Raw genomic sequence first — 18881 nt, 5'->3', positions numbered from 1 at the left:
CGCTTATCGGCCGAGTATACCCGCTTTTGCAAGGGCTGCGATTTCCTCATCGCTCAAGCCGAAACGGGTCAAGATGCCGGCGGGGTCGCGATTGGCGCTCGCTGGTATTGCGGCAAGCGTTTGCGGGCTTTGCGAGAAACGCGGCGCAGGTGCCGGGCGCTCGAGCCGGCCGGCCTGCACAAAGCTTTGCCTGGCGCGATTGTGCGGGTGGTGCCTGGCTTCGACCAGCGACAGCACGGGTGCCACGCAGGCATCGGTCGCGGCGAAAAACTCGGCCCATTCGTCGCGCGTTTTCTCTATGACCCGGCCGGCAATGGCGGCGCGCATCGCGGGCCATAGCGGCGTGTCGTACTGGCCGCCGACAAAGCGCTCGTCGAGCGGCAGCAGCCTGGCGAATTCGGCGAAGAAGCGCGGTTCCAGGCAGCCGACGGCAATGTGCCTTGCGTCCGCCGTCTCATAGGTGTCGTAAAATGGCGCACCGGAATCGAGCAGGTTCTCGCCGCGCCTGTCGCTCCACAGACCCGCCGCCATATAGGCGTGGATCGGCGCCGCCAGCATCGAGGCGCCTTCGATCATCGAGGCGTCGACCACCTGGCCTTTTCCGCTACGCGAGCGCTGGAAAAGGGCGGCGAGCACGCCAGCGATCAGCATCATGGCGCCGCCGCCTTGATCGGCGACGAGGTTGAGCGGTGGCACCGGCGCTGCGTCCCGTCTTCCGATCGCATGCAACAGACCCGCATAGGCGAGATAGGTGATGTCGTGTCCGGCTCGCCCGGACAGCGGTCCGTCTTGGCCGAAGCCGGTCAGGCGGCCATAGATCAGCGCCGGATTGCGCTCCAGCAGGATGTCGGGCCCGAGGCCGAGCCGCTCCATCACGCCGGGGCGGAAGCCCTCGACAAGCAAGTCGGCGCCCGCTGTAAGGCGCATCAACAGTTCCACGCCGGCCGGACGCTTCAGGTCGAGCTTGAGGATGGAACGGCCGTGGCGGTCGAGATCGTAGGCTTCCGGCAGGCTTAGAAGCGGCTGGCCGGCATCGGCGCGTTCGATGCGCAACACCTCGGCGCCCATCTCGGACAACATCAGGGCGGCAAGTGGCACCGGGCCGAGCCCGGCGATCTCGATGACTTTCACGCCGGCGAGCGGGCCGGTCGTTTCGGTGGAAGCACCGGCGCCTGTCGGCGAGCCAGTCATCCGGCTTATTTCGGCGCCATGCGGATGGCGCCGTCGAGCCGGATGGTCTCGCCGTTCAGCATCTGGTTCTCGACGATGTGCAGCGCAAGGGCCGCATATTCCGACGGCTCGCCGAGCCGGGGCGGGAAGGGCACGGAAGCGCCGAGCGAATCCTGCACCTCCTGCGGCATGCCGGCCATCATCGGCGTCTTGAAGATGCCGGGCGCGATGGTGCAGACGCGAATGCCGGAGCGCGCCAGATCGCGCGCCACAGGCAGTGTCATGCCGACGACGCCGCCCTTGGAGGCCGAATAGGCAGCCTGGCCGATCTGGCCGTCATAGGCGGCGACGGAGGCGGTGTTGACGATGACGCCGCGCTCGCCGCCGGCGAGCGGGTCGAGCTTCGCTGCCCGGTCGGCGACGAGGCGGATCATGTTGAAGGTGCCGATCAGGTTGATCTCGATCACCTTGCGGTACTGGTCGAGCGGATGCGGCCCGTCCTTGCCGATCGTCTTCACGCCGATGGCTATGCCGGCGCAATTGACCAGGATGCGCGGCTGCCCAAGCTTTTCAGCCACTTCGGCGATCGCGGCCGTGGCGCTGTCGCCACTGGAGACATCGCATTGGACGGCGATGCCGCCGATATCGGCCGCGACTTTGGCGGCGCGCTCGATGCCGATATCGAGGATTGCGACACGCGCGCCCTTGCTCGCCAAGGCGCGCGCCGTCGCTTCACCCAGGCCTGATCCGCCGCCGGTGACGATCGCGATCTGGCCGTTCGGGTTCATGCAAGCCTCCCAGGGTTTTGGACTATGCTACGAAGCCCGCAAGGGAGGCGCAACCGCAATAGCCGGATCGATCGATGGCGACGCGCTGGCGGTCGTGCGCGCCAGGGCCGGGGCAAATTCGGCAACCCTGGCCATGTTGGCGTGACAGACATCGCCGGCAAAGCGGGCGACGGCGCCGGGCTTGATTTCTTGATGCAGCAGCCGGTCGAGATCGACAGGGCGAGGCATGGTTATCTGCCCGCGTGGAAAGCGCTTGAAGCCGAGCGGTCCGTAATAGGGCTCGTCGCCAACCAGAATGACGGCGGGCGCGCCGGCCTTCCTGGCCGCCTCCAGCGCGATCGCGACCAGCTTGCGGCCGATGCCGAGATTCTTGAAGGCGGGGCGCACCGCAAGCGGGCCGAGCATCATGGCGCGTCCGGCACCCGCCGCCACGCGCGTCATGCGCACGGAAGCGATCACCGTGCCGTCCTTGACGGCGACGAAGGACATTGAGCGGTCATGCCCGCCCGCCTCGCGGATCTTGTAGGCGGCTAGCACGAAACGGCCGGGGCCGAAGGCCTCGTCGTTGATGGCTTCGATTTCAGCATCATGCGCCGGGGTTTCCGGCAGGTATTTCACGTCGGCAAGGCTCATGGTCTTTGCGTTCCGGTATGCGAGGAAGGTTGCTGCAAAGCGGCAGCGTTCGCCAGTCAGCGCTTCTTAAGCGCGGGCGCCCTTTCGTCGTCGGTCGAACCGGATCGAGGCAAAGTCGAACATGGGCGCCTCCGCTAGCACCAATTTTGTTTCGCTGCAATTGGCGCTTTTTGTCTTTCTTTGTGTCATTTGACGAACTGGTCCGTCATTTGACGAACTGTTCAGTGCCGAAGGGCTTCGCCAACCCGGCTATCGGCCTAGATTATTGCGAACCGCAGGGAGATTTCCGCATGGGATTGCTGATCGAAGGCAAATGGCAGGACCGCCCGTTCGACACCGACAGCGGCGGACGGTTCATACGAAGAGAGTCGCAATGGCGCGACTGGATCACGCGTGACGGCAAGCCGGCGCAAGGCGGCAGGCGTGGCTTCAAAGCGGAGTCGGGCCGCTACCATCTCTATGTCTCGCTCGCCTGCCCGTGGGCGCACCGCACGCTGATCTTCCGGGCACTGAAGAGGCTGGAAGGCTTCATCTCGGTATCCGTGGTGCACCACTTCATGGGCGAGAACGGCTGGACCTTCAAAGCCGAGGACGGCGCAACCGGCGACACGCTCTACGGCCTCGATTTCCTGCACCAGATCTACACCAAGGCCGATCCGGCCTATTCAGGCCGCGTGACGGTGCCTGTGCTGTGGGACAAGCAGGAACAGACGATCGTCAACAACGAGTCCTCCGAGATCATCCGGATGCTCAACTCTGCTTTCGACGAATGGGGCGATGCGGGTCTCGACTTCTATCCGCCGGCGCTGCGCGCGGAGATCGACAGGATCAATGCGCTGGTCTATCCGTCGATCAACAATGGCGTCTACCGCGCTGGCTTCGCCACCACGCAGAAAGCCTATGAGGAAGCATTCGGTGAATTGTTCTCGACGCTTAATACGATCGAGGAGCGGCTGTCGCGGCAACGCTATTTGACCGGCGAACACATCACCGAGGCGGACTGGCGGCTGTTCACGACGCTGGTGCGTTTCGATCCGGTCTATGTCGGCCATTTCAAATGCAATCTGCGCCGTATCGCCGATTATCCGAACCTGTCGAACTATCTGCGCGACCTCTACCAGGTCCCGGGTGTTTCAGGCACGGTCAACCTGCATCACATCAAGGCGCATTATTACGGCAGCCACAGGTCGATCAATCCGACGGGAATTGTTCCGGTAGGGCCGGAGCTCGATTATGCCGCGCCGCATGATCGCGGGCGGTTTAGGAAGGCGGCGTGACCTGACCTAGGAGCAATTACTGAAAAAGTGTGAGCGGTTTTCCGCCCGGAGTTGCGTCGAAACAAAGAGATAGAGCGGTACTCTGCTTCCGTGAAACGGAGAACCGCTCTAGCGGAACGCCTCGGTGTCGGTGCGGGCTCGCCTGGCAAGTTCGGCCTTCAGCAGAGTTCTCCCAAATCGGCTCGAGTACCAGGCGGCGTTCAAGCCAAAGGTCAGCAGCAAAGCGAACAGAACGCTTCCAAGCCAGACGGCCAGGGGAACGTTGCTCAGGTCGTGCTGCTTCGCTTCCCCTGCGATGGCCAGCCAACCCAGCGGCGCCGAAATAAAAAAGGCTGCCAGGGTGGAGAGCAGAACTATCGTCCAATATTCCCCGCGATTGAACAAGCGGCCATTTCTTCTGACGAATTTATATAACGCAACGTTGGCGGATCCGAAACTTATGGCGAATCCAGCAGCCTTGCCGAATTCCTTTGAAAGCGTCGGGATAACGACCACCAGAATACCAAGCGCGATCGTCAACGCCACCATCGTCAAACTATAGTACCCAACATAAGGCCAGAGGTTTACGGAAGGCTCATTGCTGTTGCTCACTGTATCCCCCAACTCCCAAATCACGTGAAATAGAGCATAGAGTCTCTGCCAAGGACAAAGCAAGCCTACCAATATGCCGATGCAGCCGGGCTCCCAAAAATCTCGGCTATCCGTCTCCTTGTCGCCGGGGTCGTGTCCTCCGGCAAACGATCGAGCGGGAAGAAGCCGGCCTCGGCGATCTCATGGTCCGGCAGTTTCGGCGCCGTTTGGCTGAAGGCCTCGATCAGGTAAAGGCCGACATGGTCGCGGTTGCTGGAGCGGCGGTTGAAATGCATTGATTTCAACACGGGTGGGGCCGTCAGGGTGATATTGCCTTCCTCGGCCAGCTCGCGCGCCAGCGCTTCTTCGAGCGTCTCGCCGGGCTCGACGCCCCCGCCGGGCAACTGCCAGCCCGGAACGTAGGTATGGCGGATCAGGAAGACGGCGTTGGAGGCACGGTCATAAACCAGGCCACGCACGCCGAGCGTCATCGGGCGGCGCAGCAGAAAGTAAAAATGGAAGAGCCTGGCCCGCAGCCCCGGCCAGCCGGTCTGGCGGAACGCCTCCTCCGGATCGGCGCGCCGGTTCATGCAACGATCCGCAAGCAGATGTTCGTGGGTTGTCCCACGAACATCTGCTTGGCCTTTCTCGTTTTTCGCAGGTTCTGGCCGCAAAACCGTGGGACACTTTTGCGGAACCTGCTTGGGAGAACAGCAAACGGTGAGTGGAAAGCCTCGACGGCGTCGCTTAAGAAGGGGCCATGTTCAGGCTCGCGCATATTTCCGATGCTCATCTGGGACCGCTGCCCGATGTAACCTATCGCGACCTCGCGTCCAAGCGCGTGCTGGGCTACGTCAACTGGCAACGCAACCGCCGCCGCCATATGCATGACGCGGTGATCGACAGCCTCGTGGCCGACATCAAGGCCAGCGCGCCCGATCATCTCGCCATCACCGGCGATCTCGTCAACCTGGCGCTCGACGGCGAGATCGAGATGGCGAAGCACTGGCTTGAGACGCTCGGGTCGCCGCAGGACGTTTCGGTGGTTCCCGGTAATCATGACGCCTATGTGCCGGGCGCCTTCGACAAGGTCTGCCGGGCGTGGGCTCCCTGGATGACCGGCGACGGCGTCAACAGCCCGGTCGACCGCAATTCCTTTCCGTATCTGCGCGTGCGCGGCAATGTAGCGCTGATCGGGGTCACCACGGCGCGCGCCACCGCGCCCTTCATGGCCAACGGCTTCTTCATGGAGGGGCAGGCTGGGCGGTTAGGCAAGATCCTCGACGATACGGCGAGACAAGGGCTGTTCCGGGCCATCATGATACACCACCCGCCTGTGCGCGGCGCCGTCCCGCAGCATAAGCGCCTGTTCGGCATCGCCCGTTTCCACAAGGTCATTCGCCGGCACGGCGCCGAACTCGTCCTGCACGGCCATTCGCATTTGCCGTCGCTGTTCACCATCGGGCCAAAGGCGGCCAAGGTGCCGGTGGTCGGGGTCGCCGCCGCCGGCCAGGCGCCGGGTGGCAAGCACCCCGCAGCGCAGTACAACATATTCGAAATCGACGGCGAAAAGGGCAGCTGGCGCCTGCGCCTGATCCGCCGCGGCCTGACCGGGCCGGCGATACCGCCTTCGGATCTGCAAACCGTGGACCTCGACGTTCCGGCAGATGGGCGTCAGCTCGTCAGAAGCTGATCTTCATCTGCATGATGCGGTCCCAGAACAAGGCCAGCGAAACCGCCAGGCCGACAATGGCGCCGGCGGCGATCAGGCCGAGACCGGCGAAGAAGGTCGTCCAGCCGCCGTTGTGGCGGGTCTCGGATTGAATGGGTGGCTCCGCTTCCTGGACCTCGGCACGATGCAGGCCGGGAAAGGCGCTCTCGATGCCGCCTTCCATCATGCGCTGCCGCTCGACGACGCGTTCCGCCACGTAGCGCGTCACCGCATCGGCGACGGCTTTCATCTCGATCGACTCGGCCAGCACCACACGGCCGACGCGCGTATCCTTGAGAAAGCGGTAGGTGCGGCGGTCGCGCCCCATGGCGACGTGGCTAACCGCATCGATCCAAAGCCGCGGCTGCAGGCCCGACGAGACGGCGAAGTCGAAGTTGTCGATGTCGGCCGGGACATCGGCAAAGACCGGGCCAAGCTCGCTCGCCAGCAGCTCGAGCCGCATGCGGTGCGCCTCGCGCATGTCGACGACGACGTCATCGCGGTCGGCGAAGGCATTCTTGATGTCGCGTATGGCATCGGAAAGCTTTCGCGACGGCTCGACCGGGGTGATTTTGTCGCCTGCATCCTTCATGGCGGCTGTCTCGCTGTTGGTTAACAGCGGGTTAACACAATCGCCGGCAAAATGCACTGGATGATGGCGCTGGTCAGCTTGCCGCGGCGCCGAACACCGGCCGTTGCCGCCTGGTGCGGCGGCGTGTGTTGCGGCGCACGATCTCGGCAACCAGGTCCGGAGCTTCCTCGACCAGCATGTGACCCGCGTCGAGGACATGGTGCAGATGGAAATGCGACGGCAGAGCCTCGCTCTGATCGACAGGCAGCAGCGGGTCCTCCGCTCCCCAAACAACCATCACCGGCATATCGAGCGTATCCAGTTGCGCGCCGGGGATGACCCCTTGCCGGTCATCCCTGGTCATCCCGGCTGCCATGTCGATCAGGGCCTGCAATTGGTCGGGCCGTTTGCGCATTCGGTAGAGCGCGTCCACCACATGCTCCGGCGGCACGCTCCGTGTGCCCGACATGGCGGCAAGGCAGGCGCGAATCTCTTTCCTGCCGGCCGCGGCCGCGTAGCGACGCAGCAGGGGTGCGTTGATTTCAGGACCGAAGCCGCCGGGCGCCAGCAAAGTCAGCGAGGCAACCCTGCCGGGATCGGCAAGCGCCATCAGGGTCGCGACGGCACCGCCCATGGAATGGCCAACGAGGTGGACCTTGTCCGGCCGGCGGGCGGCAAGGTCCGCAAGGATTGTTCGGGCAGCTTGCTTGGCGCCGCCTATGCCTTCGCATTCCAGCGAATGGCCGTGTCCGGGGAGGTCGTAGGCCAGCACTCTCATGACTGGCGCAAGCGATGCGGCCACATCGTGCCAGATCGCCTGGCAGGAACCGAAGCCGTGCAAAAGCACGACCGTTTTCGAGCCTGCGCCGCATTCGACAGCATGGGGGGATGAAAGCATGAAAACGAGGGTAGCGAGGCAAGAGGGGGCAACAATTGCGAATTGTGGCTGGATTGCTCCCCAGCCAGATCGATGGCCAGTAAAATTTTCGCGACTGTTTGATCCTCTGCCGCCCTTGCCCGGAAGAGGGCGGCGACAAAGCCCAGCATCGAGCGAAACCCATCCAACCGTCTTAACCGCTTGTTTGTACGCGGTTAAGACGATGGCGACCGCAAGTGGTTGGCAGAGCTGCCGGAATTGCCGGTGCAATAGTCGAAAGGCAAACAGCTATGCTTGCGGCAGCTCACGTCAGCTCGGATTGCCTATTCCAGCTTCGCGCAAAGATTGTACCAGTCGTTCAGTGAGATCGGCAGGATATTTGCGGTCGACGAATGTCGCGCGCGGATCGGCGGCGAATTTCGGGAATTCGGCAGTCAGTTCGTTGGCAAGCTCTGTCGCCAGCTTGTCGCGGCCCGAGATCCTTGCGCCGATCAGACGCGCGGCCAGATAGTGCGACTTGGATGCCGTCGTGCGCAAAGATTCGCTGGCGATCGCGGCCTTTTTCAAGTCGCCCCGCATGAAAGCTCCGACGAACAGGCCATAATCCCACCAGGTCGGGTGACCACTGAAGGTTTCGACCGCGTGGTTCAGGATCGGCGTTCCCTCGTCATACTTGCCGGCGAAGATCAGGCCGTAACCATAGGCGGCGGCCATGCCGAGATCGTAGGGGTTGAGTTCGTAGGCCTTGCGCGTCAAGCGGATCGCTTCGTCCGCATTGCCGAGACGCGAGTTGAGGTAGCCGAGGGCGCGATGCGCGTGCGGGCTCATCGGCCCCATCTGGACGGCGCGATGCGCAAGCGCCATCGCCTTTTCCAGCGTCGCTTCCGGCGGATAGGGGTAGTGGACGGTGACGGCCTCCCCATGAAGCGCGGCCAGCTCCGCATAGACGAGCGACGATTTGGTGCCTTCGGCGGCCAGCTTCTCCAGGCAGCGGTACGCAGCCTCGTGCGTCTGGGCGTTCATGTCGAGGTAATAGTGGTCGTCGAGCACCAGGCACCCGATCTGGCTGGTCCGGATGTCGCTCTGGTCAATGTAGCTGTAGATCGCGCCGGAGGCGGGGACGGTCGAGGTGAGCACGCTGGCGATGTTGCTTTCGACCACACCCGGCGCGCTTTCGGCCGATGTCAGGTTGCGCGACAGGAGAACCCGCCCGGTCGCGACGCTCTGCAGTTCCACCGTGACGTCACCGGCGGCAGGCCCGGGAACGACATCGAAGACGAAACTGATCGGATCGGCAGAATGGCCGCGCCTCGAATCCGCATCGCGCCCGATGAAGTCGATGGTGTCGAAACCGGCGAGGCCGGCACGCAGCGACGATGCGACACGAGCCGCTTCGGGGCCTTCGGCCTTCACGACGATGTAGATCAGCGGCAGGGAGTCGAATGCGGGCTGGGTCGGGGTGCCGCCGGCGCTCGCCGTCTCGGCCGTCGAGGCCGTATCGCTGCCGTCGATGAAGGCATTGCTTTGGCGCACGATGAGCACGCCAAGCATGACAATGACCAGAACCATGGCGGCCCAGAAGAACCGCAACTGCCGCGTCAGCGACTGGGCCGGCGCCATGGACGGCACGGGTTCGCCCGGCGCGTGGTGGTCTGGATGTTCGGTTGCGGCCGGGGCGGCTTCCGCCATCGCGTCGGGCCGCTGCGCAACGGTGCCGGACGCGGGCTTGGCGTCGCTAGGCAGCCGGATCGCATTCAACTCGTAGGACGGGACATAACCGCCGCGCGGAATTGCAATGCGCACCGGCTCGGCTATGCCTTCATTGGCAAAATACTGATCGAGAAGCTCGCGCAGGCGACCGGCCTGCACCCTGACCACGGCGTCGGTGGAGGCATCGAAGTCGCCGTCCTTGCCGAAGACGTCCATGGCGATGGAAACGCCTTTCAGCCTGTCGGCCTCGCCAGCCTGCTCGCGTTCGACAAGATAACGTAAAAGCCTGCGTGCACGCTCGGATCGTCCGAACGTTTCGCTTGCGAGCAGTCGCTCCAATGTCTCGCGCACTGCGGGGGCGGCAGGCGGGGCAGGCTCCAAGTGTCGATCCTTCCGAACGGCACAGGTTAGGACGCGATCATATATAGCGCCCGCGTCGGCGCACAAGGATGCTTCTGTTATGCGATCGCGTAAGCCACCGGAAATTCCCCCGCCGGTTAACGAACGACGGGGAAATTGTGTCTGTTTGCAACAGGGCGCGCCTTGCGGACACGCCGTGTTCGAGAGGCCGAGCGCTTAGCCGGCCTTGCGGCCGAGGATGCGGTTGGCGGCCGAGACGACGGCCTCCAGCGAGGCGGCAACGATGTTGGTGTTGATGCCGGCGCCGAACAGCTTGCCGCCCGGATACTCCATCTCGACATAGGAGATCGCCGAGGCGTTGGAGCCGCGCTGCAAGGAATGCTCGGAATAGTCGAGCACCGACATGTCGACGCCGACATGGCGCGAGAGCGCATCGACAAAGCCGTCGATAGGGCCGGTGCCCGAGCCGGTGATCGTCACTTCCTTGCCATTGTCTAGGATATCCGCCTCGACCATGCGCCGGCCCTTCACCTCGGTGTCGGGATAGGTGCGGTGGTCGAGGAACTTCAGCCGCGCGCCGGGCTGGTCGACATAGGTTTCGAGGAAGCGATCGTGAATGCGCTTGGCCGGCACTTCCTTGCCTTCCGCGTCGGTGATCGCCTGGATCGCCTGGCTGAACTCGATCTGCAGGTTGCGAGGCAGATTGAGGCCGTAATCGGCCTGCAGCACATAGGCGATGCCGCCCTTGCCCGACTGCGAATTGATGCGGATGATCGCCTCGTAGGTGCGGCCGACATCGGCCGGGTCGATCGGCAGATAAGGCACCTCCCAGATCGGCGTGTTGGCCTTCTTCAGCGCCTTCATGCCCTTGTTGATGGCATCCTGGTGCGAGCCGGAGAACGCCGTGTAGACCAACTCGCCGACATAAGGGTGGCGCTCCGGGATCTTCAGCTGGTTCGAATACTCATAGACATCCTTCATGCGGTTGATGTCGGAGCAATCGAGTTCCGGATCGACGCCTTGGGTGTACATGTTGAGCGCCAGCGTGACGATGTCGACATTGCCGGTGCGCTCGCCATTGCCGAACAGCGTGCCCTCGACGCGATCGGCGCCGGCCATCAGGCCCAGCTCGGTGGTGGCGATGCCGGTGCCGCGGTCGTTGTGCGGGTGCAGCGAAATGATCAGGTTCTCACGGTTTTCGAGGTTGCGGCACATCCATTCGATGCGGTCGGCATAGATGTTGGGGGTCGACATCTCGACCGTCGAAGGCAGATTGACGATCAGCTTGTTGTCGGCCGTCGGTTTCACGATCTCGGTGACGGCGTTGCAGATCTCCAGCGCGACGTCGAGCTCGGTGCCGGTGAAGCTTTCCGGCGAGTATTCGAAGCGGTAGCCGCCGCCGGCCTTAGCCGCCATGTCGGTGATCATCTTGGCGGCGTCGGTGGCGATGCGCTTGATGCCGGCGACGTCCTTTTCGAAGACGACGCGGCGCTGCAGCTCGCTGGTCGAGTTGTAGAAATGCACGATCGGGCGGTGCGCGCCCTTCAGCGCCTCGAAGGTCCGCGTGATCAGCTCGGGGCGGCATTGCACCAGCACCTGGAGCGATACATCACGCGGCACGCCGCCTTCCTCGATGCACCAGCGCGCGAAATCGAAGTCGGTCTGAGAAGCCGAGGGGAAGCCGATCTCGATCTCCTTGAAGCCCATGTCGAGCAACAGCGCGAACATGCGCGCCTTGCGCTCGTGGCCCATCGGGTCGATCAGCGCCTGGTTGCCGTCGCGCAGGTCGACCGAGCACCAGATCGGCGCCTTGTCGATCACCTTATTCGGCCAGGTGCGGTCGGTCAGGCCGACGGTCGGGTAGGACTGGTATTTGCGGGCTGCATCCGGCATGTGGCCGGCCGCGCGCTTGCCGGCTTCAGCCTCGCCGGCGCGGATTTCTTCTCGTGCGTTCATCGTCATTTCTCCCGGCGGCTCGCATCCCCGCCTTGGGCGGATGGGTGGCGAGCGTCGCCTCTACCAGAATTTCGTTCGCTTGATATGACTTTGCCAAGGAGCATGCGCCTGAGGCGGCGGGTATCGACCGCCGGGCGCTCCTTCAGCGAACCCGGCGATCGCCGATAAGGCCGAGAAGAAGCAGGGTCGAAGCGAGCGCGCGCGCGGTCTCGCCGGCAAAGCCGGTGCGAGCGGAAGCGACGGAGCGAACGCGCGTGGTCATGGCGGTTCTCTTACAGGAGCGGCCCGGCCGAGGCAAGCGCCGCGGATAGCTGACCACGATCCGCCTCATTCCAGCCTAACGCGGATGGACTTCCCCGCGTCTCGCAAATGCGCCAGACTTGGTTTTGAAGGCTTGGCTACAGATGAGAGACGCCGGGGAGGGGTCATCCATGAATTTCGTGTTCTTCTCACCGCATTTTCCAGCCAATGGCGCCGATTTCTGCGACCGGCTGAGGAAGGCGGGCGCCACCGTGCTTGGCATCGGCGATGCGCCTTACGAGAGTTTGAACAGCAAGCTGAAGCTGGCGCTTTCGGAATATTATCGCATCGACGACATGGAAGATTACGACGCCGTGTTCAGGGCGATGGGCCACTTCATCCACAAATGGGGCCGGATCGACCGCTTCGAGTCGCTCAACGAGCACTGGCTGGAGCTCGAAGCCAACATCCGCACCGACTTCAACATCTACGGCACCAAGCTCGACTTCGTGAAGAATCTGAAGCGCAAGAGCCGCATGCGCGCCTTCTTCCGCAAGAGCGGCGTCGAGACCATTCCGCAGCGCAAATGCTCCGACCGCGCCGGCGCCATGACCTTCATCCGCCGCGTCGGCTATCCGGTGGTGGTCAAGCCGGATTCAGGGTCGGGCGCCTCCAACACCTTCAAGATCTCCAACGCCAGGGAGCTCGACCAGTTCTTCAGGGACAAGCCCGAAGGCGTGACCTTCGTCATGGAGCAGTTCATCGAGGGGCTGGTGGTGACCTTCGACGGCCTGGTCAACCGCGAGGGCGAGGTCGTGCTGGCGGCCAGCCACCGCTACGACCAGAGTATCATGGATGCGGTCAACAAGGACCGCCATATGAGCTACACCTGCTTCCCCGAGATCACGCCGGCGGTGGAAGAGGCGGGCCGGAAGATCCTCAAAGCGTTCGACGTGCGCGAGCGCTTCTTCCACATCGAGTTGTTCGAAACCAAGGACAATCGCATCATCGCGCTCGAGGTCAACATGCGCCCGCCCGGCGCCTGGATGACCGACGCCATCAATTACACATTCGACATCGACGTCTATGCCGCGTGGGCCGACATGGTGGTCAAGGACGCCGCCGGCGGCCCTTACAAGGGCAAATATTTCACCGCCTATGCCAGCCGCAAACGCCATATCGACTATTTGCACAGCCATGCGGACGTGCTAGCCGCGCACGGCGACAAGATCGTCCATCACCAGGCCATCGAAGAGGTCTTCAGCCGCGCCATGGGCAATTACGCCTACCAGATGCGTTCGAAGGATCAGAAGGCGCTGCGCCAGGCGGTCGACTATATTCACGCGGAAAAGGCCTGAGCCGATGGACGTCTCCTATCACAAGGGCCATGCCCGCAATCTCGGTCGCGACATGGAATACAAGCGCTACGGCCATGCCGGGCGCCCGGTGGTGGTGTTCCCGACCTCGCAGGGGCGCTTCTACCAGTTCGAGGATTCGGGTGGGGTCGCAGCACTCGCCGAGTTCATCGACACCGGTCGCATCCAGTTGTTCACGCTCGACGGCATCGATTCGGAATCCTTCTTCAACAAGCATGCCGATGCGGCGCATCGCATCGCCCGCCACGAGGCCTATTTCCGCTATGTGCGCGAGGAGGCGCTGCCGGAATTGCAGGCGGTCGCCGCGAAGTCCAATGGCGGGCGCAATCTCAAGCCGCTGTTCAGCGGCTGCTCGATGGGCGGCTACCATTCGTCGAATTTCGTGTTCCGCTTCCCGGAACTGGCGAGCGGCGTGATCTCGCTTTCCGGCGTCTATTCGGCCCGCGACTTCTTTGGCCGTGCGCTGGAAGGCAACATCTATTTCAACTCGCCGCTCGACTATTTGCCGGGCATCGTCGACCAGAAGCTGCTCGGGCGGCTCAGGGCGCTCAGGCTGATCTTCTGCTGCGGTCAGGGCGCCTGGGAAGAGCGCATGCTTGTCGAGACGCGCGAGCTGGAACAGGTGCTGCGCGACAAGTCCATTCCCGCCTGGGTCGACTATTGGGGCGGCGATGTCAGCCATGACTGGCCGTGGTGGCACAAGCAACTGGTCTATTTCTTCGGCCGGTGGCTGGATGACGACCTGATGCACAGGCCGGATTGATGACCACGCCCGATCCGATCCGCCGCTTTGTCGCGGCCACCAATGCAGGCGATACCGCGGCCTTTCTCGACACATTCACGGACGATGCATTTCTCAGCGACTGGGGCCGCGATTTCCACCGCCGCGACGGGGTCGCGCGGTGGAACCAGTCGGACAATATCGGCGCGCAATCCAATCTTCGGATCGTCCGCATCGCACAGCGCGACGGCGTCTACCACGCCCGCGTCGCTGTGACAGGCAATGCCTTCAACGGCGAAGGCGACATGGCCTTCACGCTGGACGGCGAGCAGATCGCAAGCCTGGTCATCAGCTGAAAACGGACAGGCCGCGGGGCGCTCGCCGGAGAAGGCCGGAAGAGCGCGCCCGGCCTTGGCTAAAGGCTAGCCTTCCTGACCTGCCGGAAGAGGTGCGGCGTCTCGTTCAGGCGACGATCCGCGACGCAGGCCGAGGAAGACGACGATGGCGGTCAGCAACGTGATGGTCGCCAGCACAACGAGCAGCCGGTCGAAGGCCGTCTCGTAGGCTTGGATGAGGGCACTGGCGTCGGCCAAGGGCAGATGCTGCGCCGTTCCGCCGACATTGCCGGTCACCAGCAATTGCGCTGCCGACGACGCCTCGGCGGGCGGAGCCAACCCTTGATCGCCGAGCTGCAGAGCGGCGAAACCCGACAGGACCGCCATGACGATTGCCAGCGCCACACCCTCGCAAGCGACACGGGTGGTGTTGAAGATGCCGACCGCCATGCCGGCACGCTCCTTCGGCACGACGCTGACGGCCAGTCCGTCCATCAGCCCCCAGGGCAAAGCGATGCCGACGCCGATCAGGACAAGCGGCGACACCAGCGCGCTGTCCACGGCGGGAACACGGCTCAGCCAGACAAGGCCGGCGGCCGCGACAAGCAGGCCAACGCCGCAGATCGTGGCCGGCGCGATCCAGCGCGCCAGCTGCCCGGCAAGCAGCGGCAGTATCAGCAGCGGTCCGGAGAGGCAGATCATCAATTGCCCCGCCTTGATCTCGCTCATCCCTTCGATGCCGATGAAGCGGATCGGCAGGAGCACGAGCAGGACGACAAAGGCATAGGCGGGCGCAGCAGCCAGGAACTGGACGCCGACGAAACGCGGGAAGCGAAACAGCGTCAGGTCCAGCATCGGCCGGCGCACCCGCCGCTCGACAATGACGAACGCGCCAAAGCAGATGGCAGCCATGCCAAGCAGCGCGATGACGAGAGGGTCGGCCCAGCCGTTCTGCGGCGCCAGCAGCACGCCACAGGTCAACGCGGCAAGCGCGAGGGTGAAGGTGCCGGCCCCGGCCCAGTCGAGCCCGGTTGCATCCGGGTCGCGCGATTCGGAGACGGCGCGCAGGACCGCCGCGGCAACCGCGAGCAGCGCCACCAGCAGAAAGATCGCTCGCCAGCCGAACGCGTCGATGAGAAGGCCCGAGGCAATGGGCCCGAAGGCAAGCCCGATGCCGAAGCTGGTGCCGAGAAAGCTGAAGGCGCGCAGCCGCGATTGCCCTTCGAATTCCTGGGCAAGGGCGGAGGCGCCGCCGGCGAAGGCTGCGGCACCGCCGATACCTTGCAGGGCCCTGAAGATGTCGAACCAGACGATGCCGGATGCAAGTGTGGCGCCCAGCGCGGCAAGGACATAGGTGGCAAGGCCAATGAGGAAGATCCGCTTGCGGCCATGATTGTCGGCCAGCGCTCCGGCCGCCATCAGGCTGGCGCCGAAGGTCAGCATGAAGGCATTCGTCACCCAATTGAGCTCAATCGGGCTGCCGCCGAGATCGGCGGCTATGCGCGAGAGCGCCACGGCGGGACCGGTGAAGCTCAACGGCATCGTCATGGCGGCAAGGCAGACCGCCAGCAGCACGAGCCATTTGCCGGCCGGGCCGGTTCTGGTCATCAAAGTCATGGATTTTCCTATCTGAGCTGGTTTGCCGGCTTGCCGCGCACTGGCGGCGCCGATCGCAACGACAAGATAGGGCCGCGACATTTCCGGCAAAATGGTATTAAATCTCCGAACATACCGGAACGAAACGCTCGAATGGATTCAAGCGATGGATCGTCTCAACGGCCTTCTGGCTTTCGCCCGCACCGCCGAGTTCGGCAGTTTCGTCAGCGCGGGGCGGGCGCTCGGCATTTCGGCTTCAGCCGTCGGCAAGAGCGTCGCCCGGCTCGAGCAGGAGCTCGGCGTGCGGCTCCTGCAGCGCAGCACGCGGCGTATCGGCCTGACCGAAGAGGGCAAGCTGTTCAACGAGCGGGTGCGCCGCATCCTTGACGACATCGACGATGCCGAAGCGATGCTGTCGCGGACACGCGAGACGCCGCACGGGCGGCTGCGCATCTCGACGCCGATCGTCACCTATCATCTGCTGTTGCCGGTGCTGTCGGAATTCATGGCGCAATACCCGGAAATCGAGCTCGATATCGATTTCAACGATCGCATCGTCGACGTCATCGATGAAGGTATCGACGTCGCGATCCGCAGCGGCGAGCTACCCGATTCACGGTTGGTGTCGCGGCCGGTCGCGCCTTTTCGCATGATCCTGTGCGCGGCCGCCTCCTACCTCGACCGCCATGGCACGCCCGGCACGCCGGCGAATCTTTCGGCGCATTTCGGCATTCATTTCCGTTTTCTCAACAGCGGCAGGCTGCTCAACTGGCCGTTCATCACCGGGAGCGCCATGCCGCAGATCCGTTCTATGCTGACCTGCAACAACATGGAGGCATTGAAGGGCGCGACGCTTGCCGGGCTCGGCATCGCCTGCATGCCCGATTTCCTGGTGCGGGAGGCCCTGCACGACGGACGGCTGCGCACCGTGCTGGACGACCATATCGACGGCCGCGGCCAGTTCCGCATGCTGTGGCCGTCCAATCGCCACCTCTCGCCGAAGGTCCGCGTCTTCGTCGATTTCCTCCCAGAGCGGCTTGCAGGCGGGCGATAGATTCCGCAGCGAGCTGCCTGCGATCAATAGGTCGTGCGCCCGCCGGAGAGATCGAACGTCGCGCCGGTGGTGAAGGAGTTCTCGTCCGACAGCATGAAGGCAATCATCGCGGCCGCCTCTTCGACCTCGACGAAACGGCCGCGCGGCACCTTGCCGAGCATATAGGCGACCTGCGCCTCGTTGAGCTGTTCGAGAATGCGGGTGCGGGCGGGCGAGGGCGTCAGCGCATTGACGGCGATGTCGTACCCGGCGACTTCCTTGCCGAGCGATTTGGTCAGCGCCAGCACGCCGGCCTTGGCGGCGGAATAGGCGGCGGCATTCGGGTTGCCTTCCTTGCCGGCCACCGAGGAGATGTTGACGATGCGGCCGTAATTGCGCGCGACCATGCCTGGCACCAGGCGCTTGCAGCAGTAGAAGACGCCGTTGAGGTCGATATCGATGATCTGCCGCCAGGCAGCGGGGTCGTAGTCCACAACGGTTGCCGCCGGCCCGGCAATGCCTGCATTGTTGACGAGGAGATCGACGGGGCCGAGCGTCCGCTCGGTCTCGGAAGCCGCGCGATCGACGGCCTCGATTTGCGACTGGTCGCAGAGGATGGCTTCAATACGACCGAGCGAAGCGAGCGCGGCGACAGCCTTGGTCATCGCGGCCTGATCGATGTCCCAGATGGCGACGACGGCGCCGGACGACAGCAGGCGCCTGGCAACCGCAAGGCCGATGCCTTGCGCGCCGCCCGTCACCACGGCGACGCGGCCGGACAGATCGACGGCATTCGGACGGCGGCTCATGGGCATTTTCCTCGCTCCCGCCTTGCAATAGCGCGGATCAGGCCCTGACGTTTCGCGCCACCAGCCTGGCTACGCTTGGCCCAATGAGCAGCACGACCAGGAAGCGCGCCGACTGCAAAGCCATGACGAAGGAGATGTCGACGTTGCGCGCCGCGGCGGCGATGATGGCGACACTGTCCATGCCGCCGGGGCTGGTCGCCAGATAGGCGGTCAGCGGGTCGATGCCGAGCAGGCGGCTGATGACGAAGGCCATACCGCCGCAAAAGGCGATCAGCGCGACGATCGAGCCGATGATCTGCGGCAGGGCGCGCGCCGCGTGGCGCAGGATCGGCCGGGTGAAGTTCAGGCCGATCGACCAGCCGACCATGGCGTAGCTGATCGCCAGCAGCCAGGGCGGCAGTTGCATCGGCACGCCGAGGCCGAGATGGATCACCGCGCCGAAAATGAAGCTGCCGAGGAAGAAAGGCGAGGGCAGCCTGACCAGCTTTCCGGTCAGACCGCCGACGACCGCGATGCAAATCGTGGCGGCAAAGGCAAAAGGATCGATCGGCGGAAACCAGATGATCGGCGGCACCACGACGCCGGACGTGTCGACCCACATCTTGGCGACCAGCGCTGCCGTCATCGAAACGAAGATGACGCGCAGATATTGCATGAAGGCGACGAGACGCTGATCGGCGCCGAAGGCGCCGGCCATCAGCACCATGGCGGTGGCGGCCCCCGGCGAGGAGCCCCAGACGGCCGTGGTGCCGGGCAGGATGCGCCAGCGGCTGATCAGCCAGCCGAGCAGGCTGGAGGCGGCGACGGTCGCCACCACCACGGCGAGGAAAAGCGGCCATTCGGCATAGAAAACCGGGAAGATGTCGGCCGAGATCGAGCTGGCGACGAGACAACCGACGATCGCCTGGGCCGAGCCGAACAGCGGGCGCGGCACACGTACCGTGGCGCCGTTGGTGCCGGCCAGAATCGCGGCAAGCATCGGGCCGATCAGCAGCGCCGCAGGCAGGGCGGCGAGCTCCAGCGCGCCAGCGAAGAGCAGGGAAAACACAAGCAGCACCAGCCATTGCCGCGGCTGGCGCAGACGGGCCATGCGCTCAACGGACGCTTGGTCCTGGGATGGTTGCTCCAGCGAGGAATCCATCTTTTGG

General features: G+C 64.1%; 18 protein-coding genes. 6 read left to right on the top strand and 12 right to left on the bottom strand.

Translation table 11 applies throughout. From position 1 onward, the window contains the following. Positions 1 to 3 precede the first annotated feature (3 nt). From EN869_RS08250 to EN869_RS08240, 3 genes are read right to left on the bottom strand one after another with little or no spacing between them, the layout of a single operon-like run. Positions 4 to 1191, bottom strand: coding sequence for a CaiB/BaiF CoA-transferase family protein (locus EN869_RS08250; protein WP_127225828.1), 1188 nt, complete (start codon positions 1189 to 1191; stop codon positions 4 to 6). A gap of 5 nt (positions 1192 to 1196) precedes the next feature. Then, positions 1197 to 1958, bottom strand: a complete 762-nt coding sequence (locus EN869_RS08245) for a 3-hydroxyacyl-CoA dehydrogenase (protein ID WP_127225829.1) — start codon at positions 1956 to 1958, stop codon at positions 1197 to 1199. A 27-nt stretch (positions 1959 to 1985) separates the two neighbouring features. Then, positions 1986 to 2591, bottom strand: coding sequence for an N-acetyltransferase (locus EN869_RS08240; protein ID WP_127225830.1), 606 nt, complete (start codon positions 2589 to 2591; stop codon positions 1986 to 1988). Between the two features lie 290 nt (positions 2592 to 2881). Between EN869_RS08240 and EN869_RS08235 the strand changes: the two genes are divergently transcribed. Further along, entirely contained in the window at positions 2882 to 3868 is a 987-nt protein-coding gene (locus tag EN869_RS08235; RefSeq protein ID WP_127225831.1) for a glutathione S-transferase family protein, read from the top strand. 108 nt (positions 3869 to 3976) lie between these two features. Here the strand turns inward: EN869_RS08235 and EN869_RS08230 are convergent, their stop codons facing one another. Together EN869_RS08230 and EN869_RS08225 are read right to left on the bottom strand one after the other, a co-directional pair. Then, complete coding sequence (locus EN869_RS08230; protein WP_127225832.1) at positions 3977 to 4459, bottom strand: ABZJ_00895 family protein; 483 nt, start codon at positions 4457 to 4459, stop codon at positions 3977 to 3979. A 65-nt stretch (positions 4460 to 4524) separates the two neighbouring features. Further along, positions 4525 to 5028 carry an NUDIX domain-containing protein gene (locus EN869_RS08225; RefSeq protein ID WP_127225833.1) on the bottom strand — a complete coding sequence of 168 codons (504 nt, stop codon included), beginning with the start codon at positions 5026 to 5028 and terminating at the stop codon, positions 4525 to 4527. A 170-nt stretch (positions 5029 to 5198) separates the two neighbouring features. Here EN869_RS08225 and EN869_RS08220 point away from each other — a divergent pair, with 170 nt between their 5' ends. Then, positions 5199 to 6131 (top strand): metallophosphoesterase, encoded by a 933-nt coding sequence (locus EN869_RS08220; RefSeq protein WP_127225834.1) that lies wholly within the window; start codon positions 5199 to 5201, stop codon positions 6129 to 6131. Here EN869_RS08220 and EN869_RS08215 read toward each other — a convergent pair. The 4 genes from EN869_RS08215 to leuA all read right to left on the bottom strand — a co-directional run bounded on the left by EN869_RS08215 (position 6121) and on the right by leuA (position 11623). Next, on the bottom strand, positions 6121 to 6741 hold the full coding sequence (locus EN869_RS08215) for a hypothetical protein (protein ID WP_127225835.1): 621 nt from the start codon (positions 6739 to 6741) through the stop codon (positions 6121 to 6123). The two genes, EN869_RS08220 and EN869_RS08215, sit on opposite strands and share 11 nt — an antisense overlap. A 73-nt stretch (positions 6742 to 6814) precedes the next feature. Further along, positions 6815 to 7618, bottom strand: coding sequence for an alpha/beta fold hydrolase (locus EN869_RS08210; protein ID WP_127225836.1), 804 nt, complete (start codon positions 7616 to 7618; stop codon positions 6815 to 6817). Positions 7619 to 7906: 288 nt separating this feature from the next. Further along, complete coding sequence (locus EN869_RS08205) at positions 7907 to 9688, bottom strand: tetratricopeptide repeat protein (RefSeq protein WP_127225837.1); 1782 nt, start codon at positions 9686 to 9688, stop codon at positions 7907 to 7909. A gap of 195 nt (positions 9689 to 9883) precedes the next feature. Next, on the bottom strand, positions 9884 to 11623 hold the full coding sequence (leuA, locus tag EN869_RS08200; RefSeq protein WP_127225838.1) for a 2-isopropylmalate synthase: 1740 nt from the start codon (positions 11621 to 11623) through the stop codon (positions 9884 to 9886). A 431-nt stretch (positions 11624 to 12054) separates the two neighbouring features. Between leuA and EN869_RS08190 the strand changes: the two genes are divergently transcribed. From EN869_RS08190 to EN869_RS08180, 3 genes are read left to right on the top strand one after another with little or no spacing between them, the layout of a single operon-like run. After that, positions 12055 to 13221: an ATP-grasp domain-containing protein gene (locus EN869_RS08190; RefSeq protein ID WP_127225840.1), complete on the top strand. Its 1167-nt coding sequence runs from the start codon at positions 12055 to 12057 to the stop codon at positions 13219 to 13221. Positions 13222 to 13225: 4 nt separating this feature from the next. After that, positions 13226 to 14002: an alpha/beta hydrolase-fold protein gene (locus EN869_RS08185; protein ID WP_127225841.1), complete on the top strand. Its 777-nt coding sequence runs from the start codon at positions 13226 to 13228 to the stop codon at positions 14000 to 14002. Further along, positions 14002 to 14316, top strand: a complete 315-nt coding sequence (locus EN869_RS08180) for a nuclear transport factor 2 family protein (protein ID WP_127225842.1) — start codon at positions 14002 to 14004, stop codon at positions 14314 to 14316. Before EN869_RS08185 ends, EN869_RS08180 begins: the two co-directional genes overlap by 1 nt. A gap of 66 nt (positions 14317 to 14382) precedes the next feature. On the opposite strand, the gene EN869_RS08175 is transcribed toward EN869_RS08180, so the two are convergent. Beyond that, the gene (locus EN869_RS08175) at positions 14383 to 15912 is read right to left on the bottom strand and encodes an MFS transporter (RefSeq protein ID WP_127225843.1); all 1530 of its coding nucleotides are present in this window, start codon (positions 15910 to 15912) and stop codon (positions 14383 to 14385) included. Between the two features lie 145 nt (positions 15913 to 16057). Here EN869_RS08175 and EN869_RS08170 point away from each other — a divergent pair, with 145 nt between their 5' ends. Further along, positions 16058 to 16945: a LysR family transcriptional regulator gene (locus EN869_RS08170; protein WP_127225844.1), complete on the top strand. Its 888-nt coding sequence runs from the start codon at positions 16058 to 16060 to the stop codon at positions 16943 to 16945. A gap of 23 nt (positions 16946 to 16968) precedes the next feature. On the opposite strand, the gene EN869_RS08165 is transcribed toward EN869_RS08170, so the two are convergent. Then, positions 16969 to 17733 (bottom strand): SDR family NAD(P)-dependent oxidoreductase, encoded by a 765-nt coding sequence (locus EN869_RS08165; RefSeq protein ID WP_127225845.1) that lies wholly within the window; start codon positions 17731 to 17733, stop codon positions 16969 to 16971. A 37-nt stretch (positions 17734 to 17770) separates the two neighbouring features. Then, a complete protein-coding gene (locus tag EN869_RS08160) occupies positions 17771 to 18874 on the bottom strand; it encodes an AbrB family transcriptional regulator (RefSeq protein WP_127225846.1) in 1104 nt (367 codons plus the stop codon). Between the last annotated feature and the right edge of the window lie 7 nt (positions 18875 to 18881).

This window comes from Mesorhizobium sp. M2D.F.Ca.ET.226.01.1.1 (genome assembly GCF_004022705.2).
Lineage (GTDB): Bacteria > Pseudomonadota > Alphaproteobacteria > Rhizobiales > Rhizobiaceae > Mesorhizobium.
The sequence above is the reverse complement of the archived record's forward strand: the minus strand, read 5'-3'. Positions and strand labels throughout refer to the sequence as shown.

Coding starts and splice junctions, on each gene's coding strand:
- EN869_RS08240 (WP_127225830.1), bottom strand. CDS start 2,591: ATGAGCCTTGCCGACGTGAAATACCTGCCGGAAACCCCGGCGCATGAT.
- EN869_RS08245 (WP_127225829.1), bottom strand. CDS start 1,958: ATGAACCCGAACGGCCAGATCGCGATCGTCACCGGCGGCGGATCAGGC.
- EN869_RS08235 (WP_127225831.1), top strand. CDS start 2,882: ATGGGATTGCTGATCGAAGGCAAATGGCAGGACCGCCCGTTCGACACC.
- EN869_RS08180 (WP_127225842.1), top strand. CDS start 14,002: ATGACCACGCCCGATCCGATCCGCCGCTTTGTCGCGGCCACCAATGCA.
- EN869_RS08185 (WP_127225841.1), top strand. CDS start 13,226: ATGGACGTCTCCTATCACAAGGGCCATGCCCGCAATCTCGGTCGCGAC.
- EN869_RS08225 (WP_127225833.1), bottom strand. CDS start 5,028: ATGAACCGGCGCGCCGATCCGGAGGAGGCGTTCCGCCAGACCGGCTGG.
- EN869_RS08210 (WP_127225836.1), bottom strand. CDS start 7,618: ATGCTTTCATCCCCCCATGCTGTCGAATGCGGCGCAGGCTCGAAAACG.
- EN869_RS08170 (WP_127225844.1), top strand. CDS start 16,058: ATGGATCGTCTCAACGGCCTTCTGGCTTTCGCCCGCACCGCCGAGTTC.
- EN869_RS08175 (WP_127225843.1), bottom strand. CDS start 15,912: ATGACTTTGATGACCAGAACCGGCCCGGCCGGCAAATGGCTCGTGCTG.
- EN869_RS08220 (WP_127225834.1), top strand. CDS start 5,199: ATGTTCAGGCTCGCGCATATTTCCGATGCTCATCTGGGACCGCTGCCC.
- EN869_RS08215 (WP_127225835.1), bottom strand. CDS start 6,741: ATGAAGGATGCAGGCGACAAAATCACCCCGGTCGAGCCGTCGCGAAAG.
- EN869_RS08165 (WP_127225845.1), bottom strand. CDS start 17,733: ATGAGCCGCCGTCCGAATGCCGTCGATCTGTCCGGCCGCGTCGCCGTG.
- leuA (WP_127225838.1), bottom strand. CDS start 11,623: ATGAACGCACGAGAAGAAATCCGCGCCGGCGAGGCTGAAGCCGGCAAG.
- EN869_RS08250 (WP_127225828.1), bottom strand. CDS start 1,191: ATGACTGGCTCGCCGACAGGCGCCGGTGCTTCCACCGAAACGACCGGC.
- EN869_RS08160 (WP_127225846.1), bottom strand. CDS start 18,874: ATGGATTCCTCGCTGGAGCAACCATCCCAGGACCAAGCGTCCGTTGAG.
- EN869_RS08190 (WP_127225840.1), top strand. CDS start 12,055: ATGAATTTCGTGTTCTTCTCACCGCATTTTCCAGCCAATGGCGCCGAT.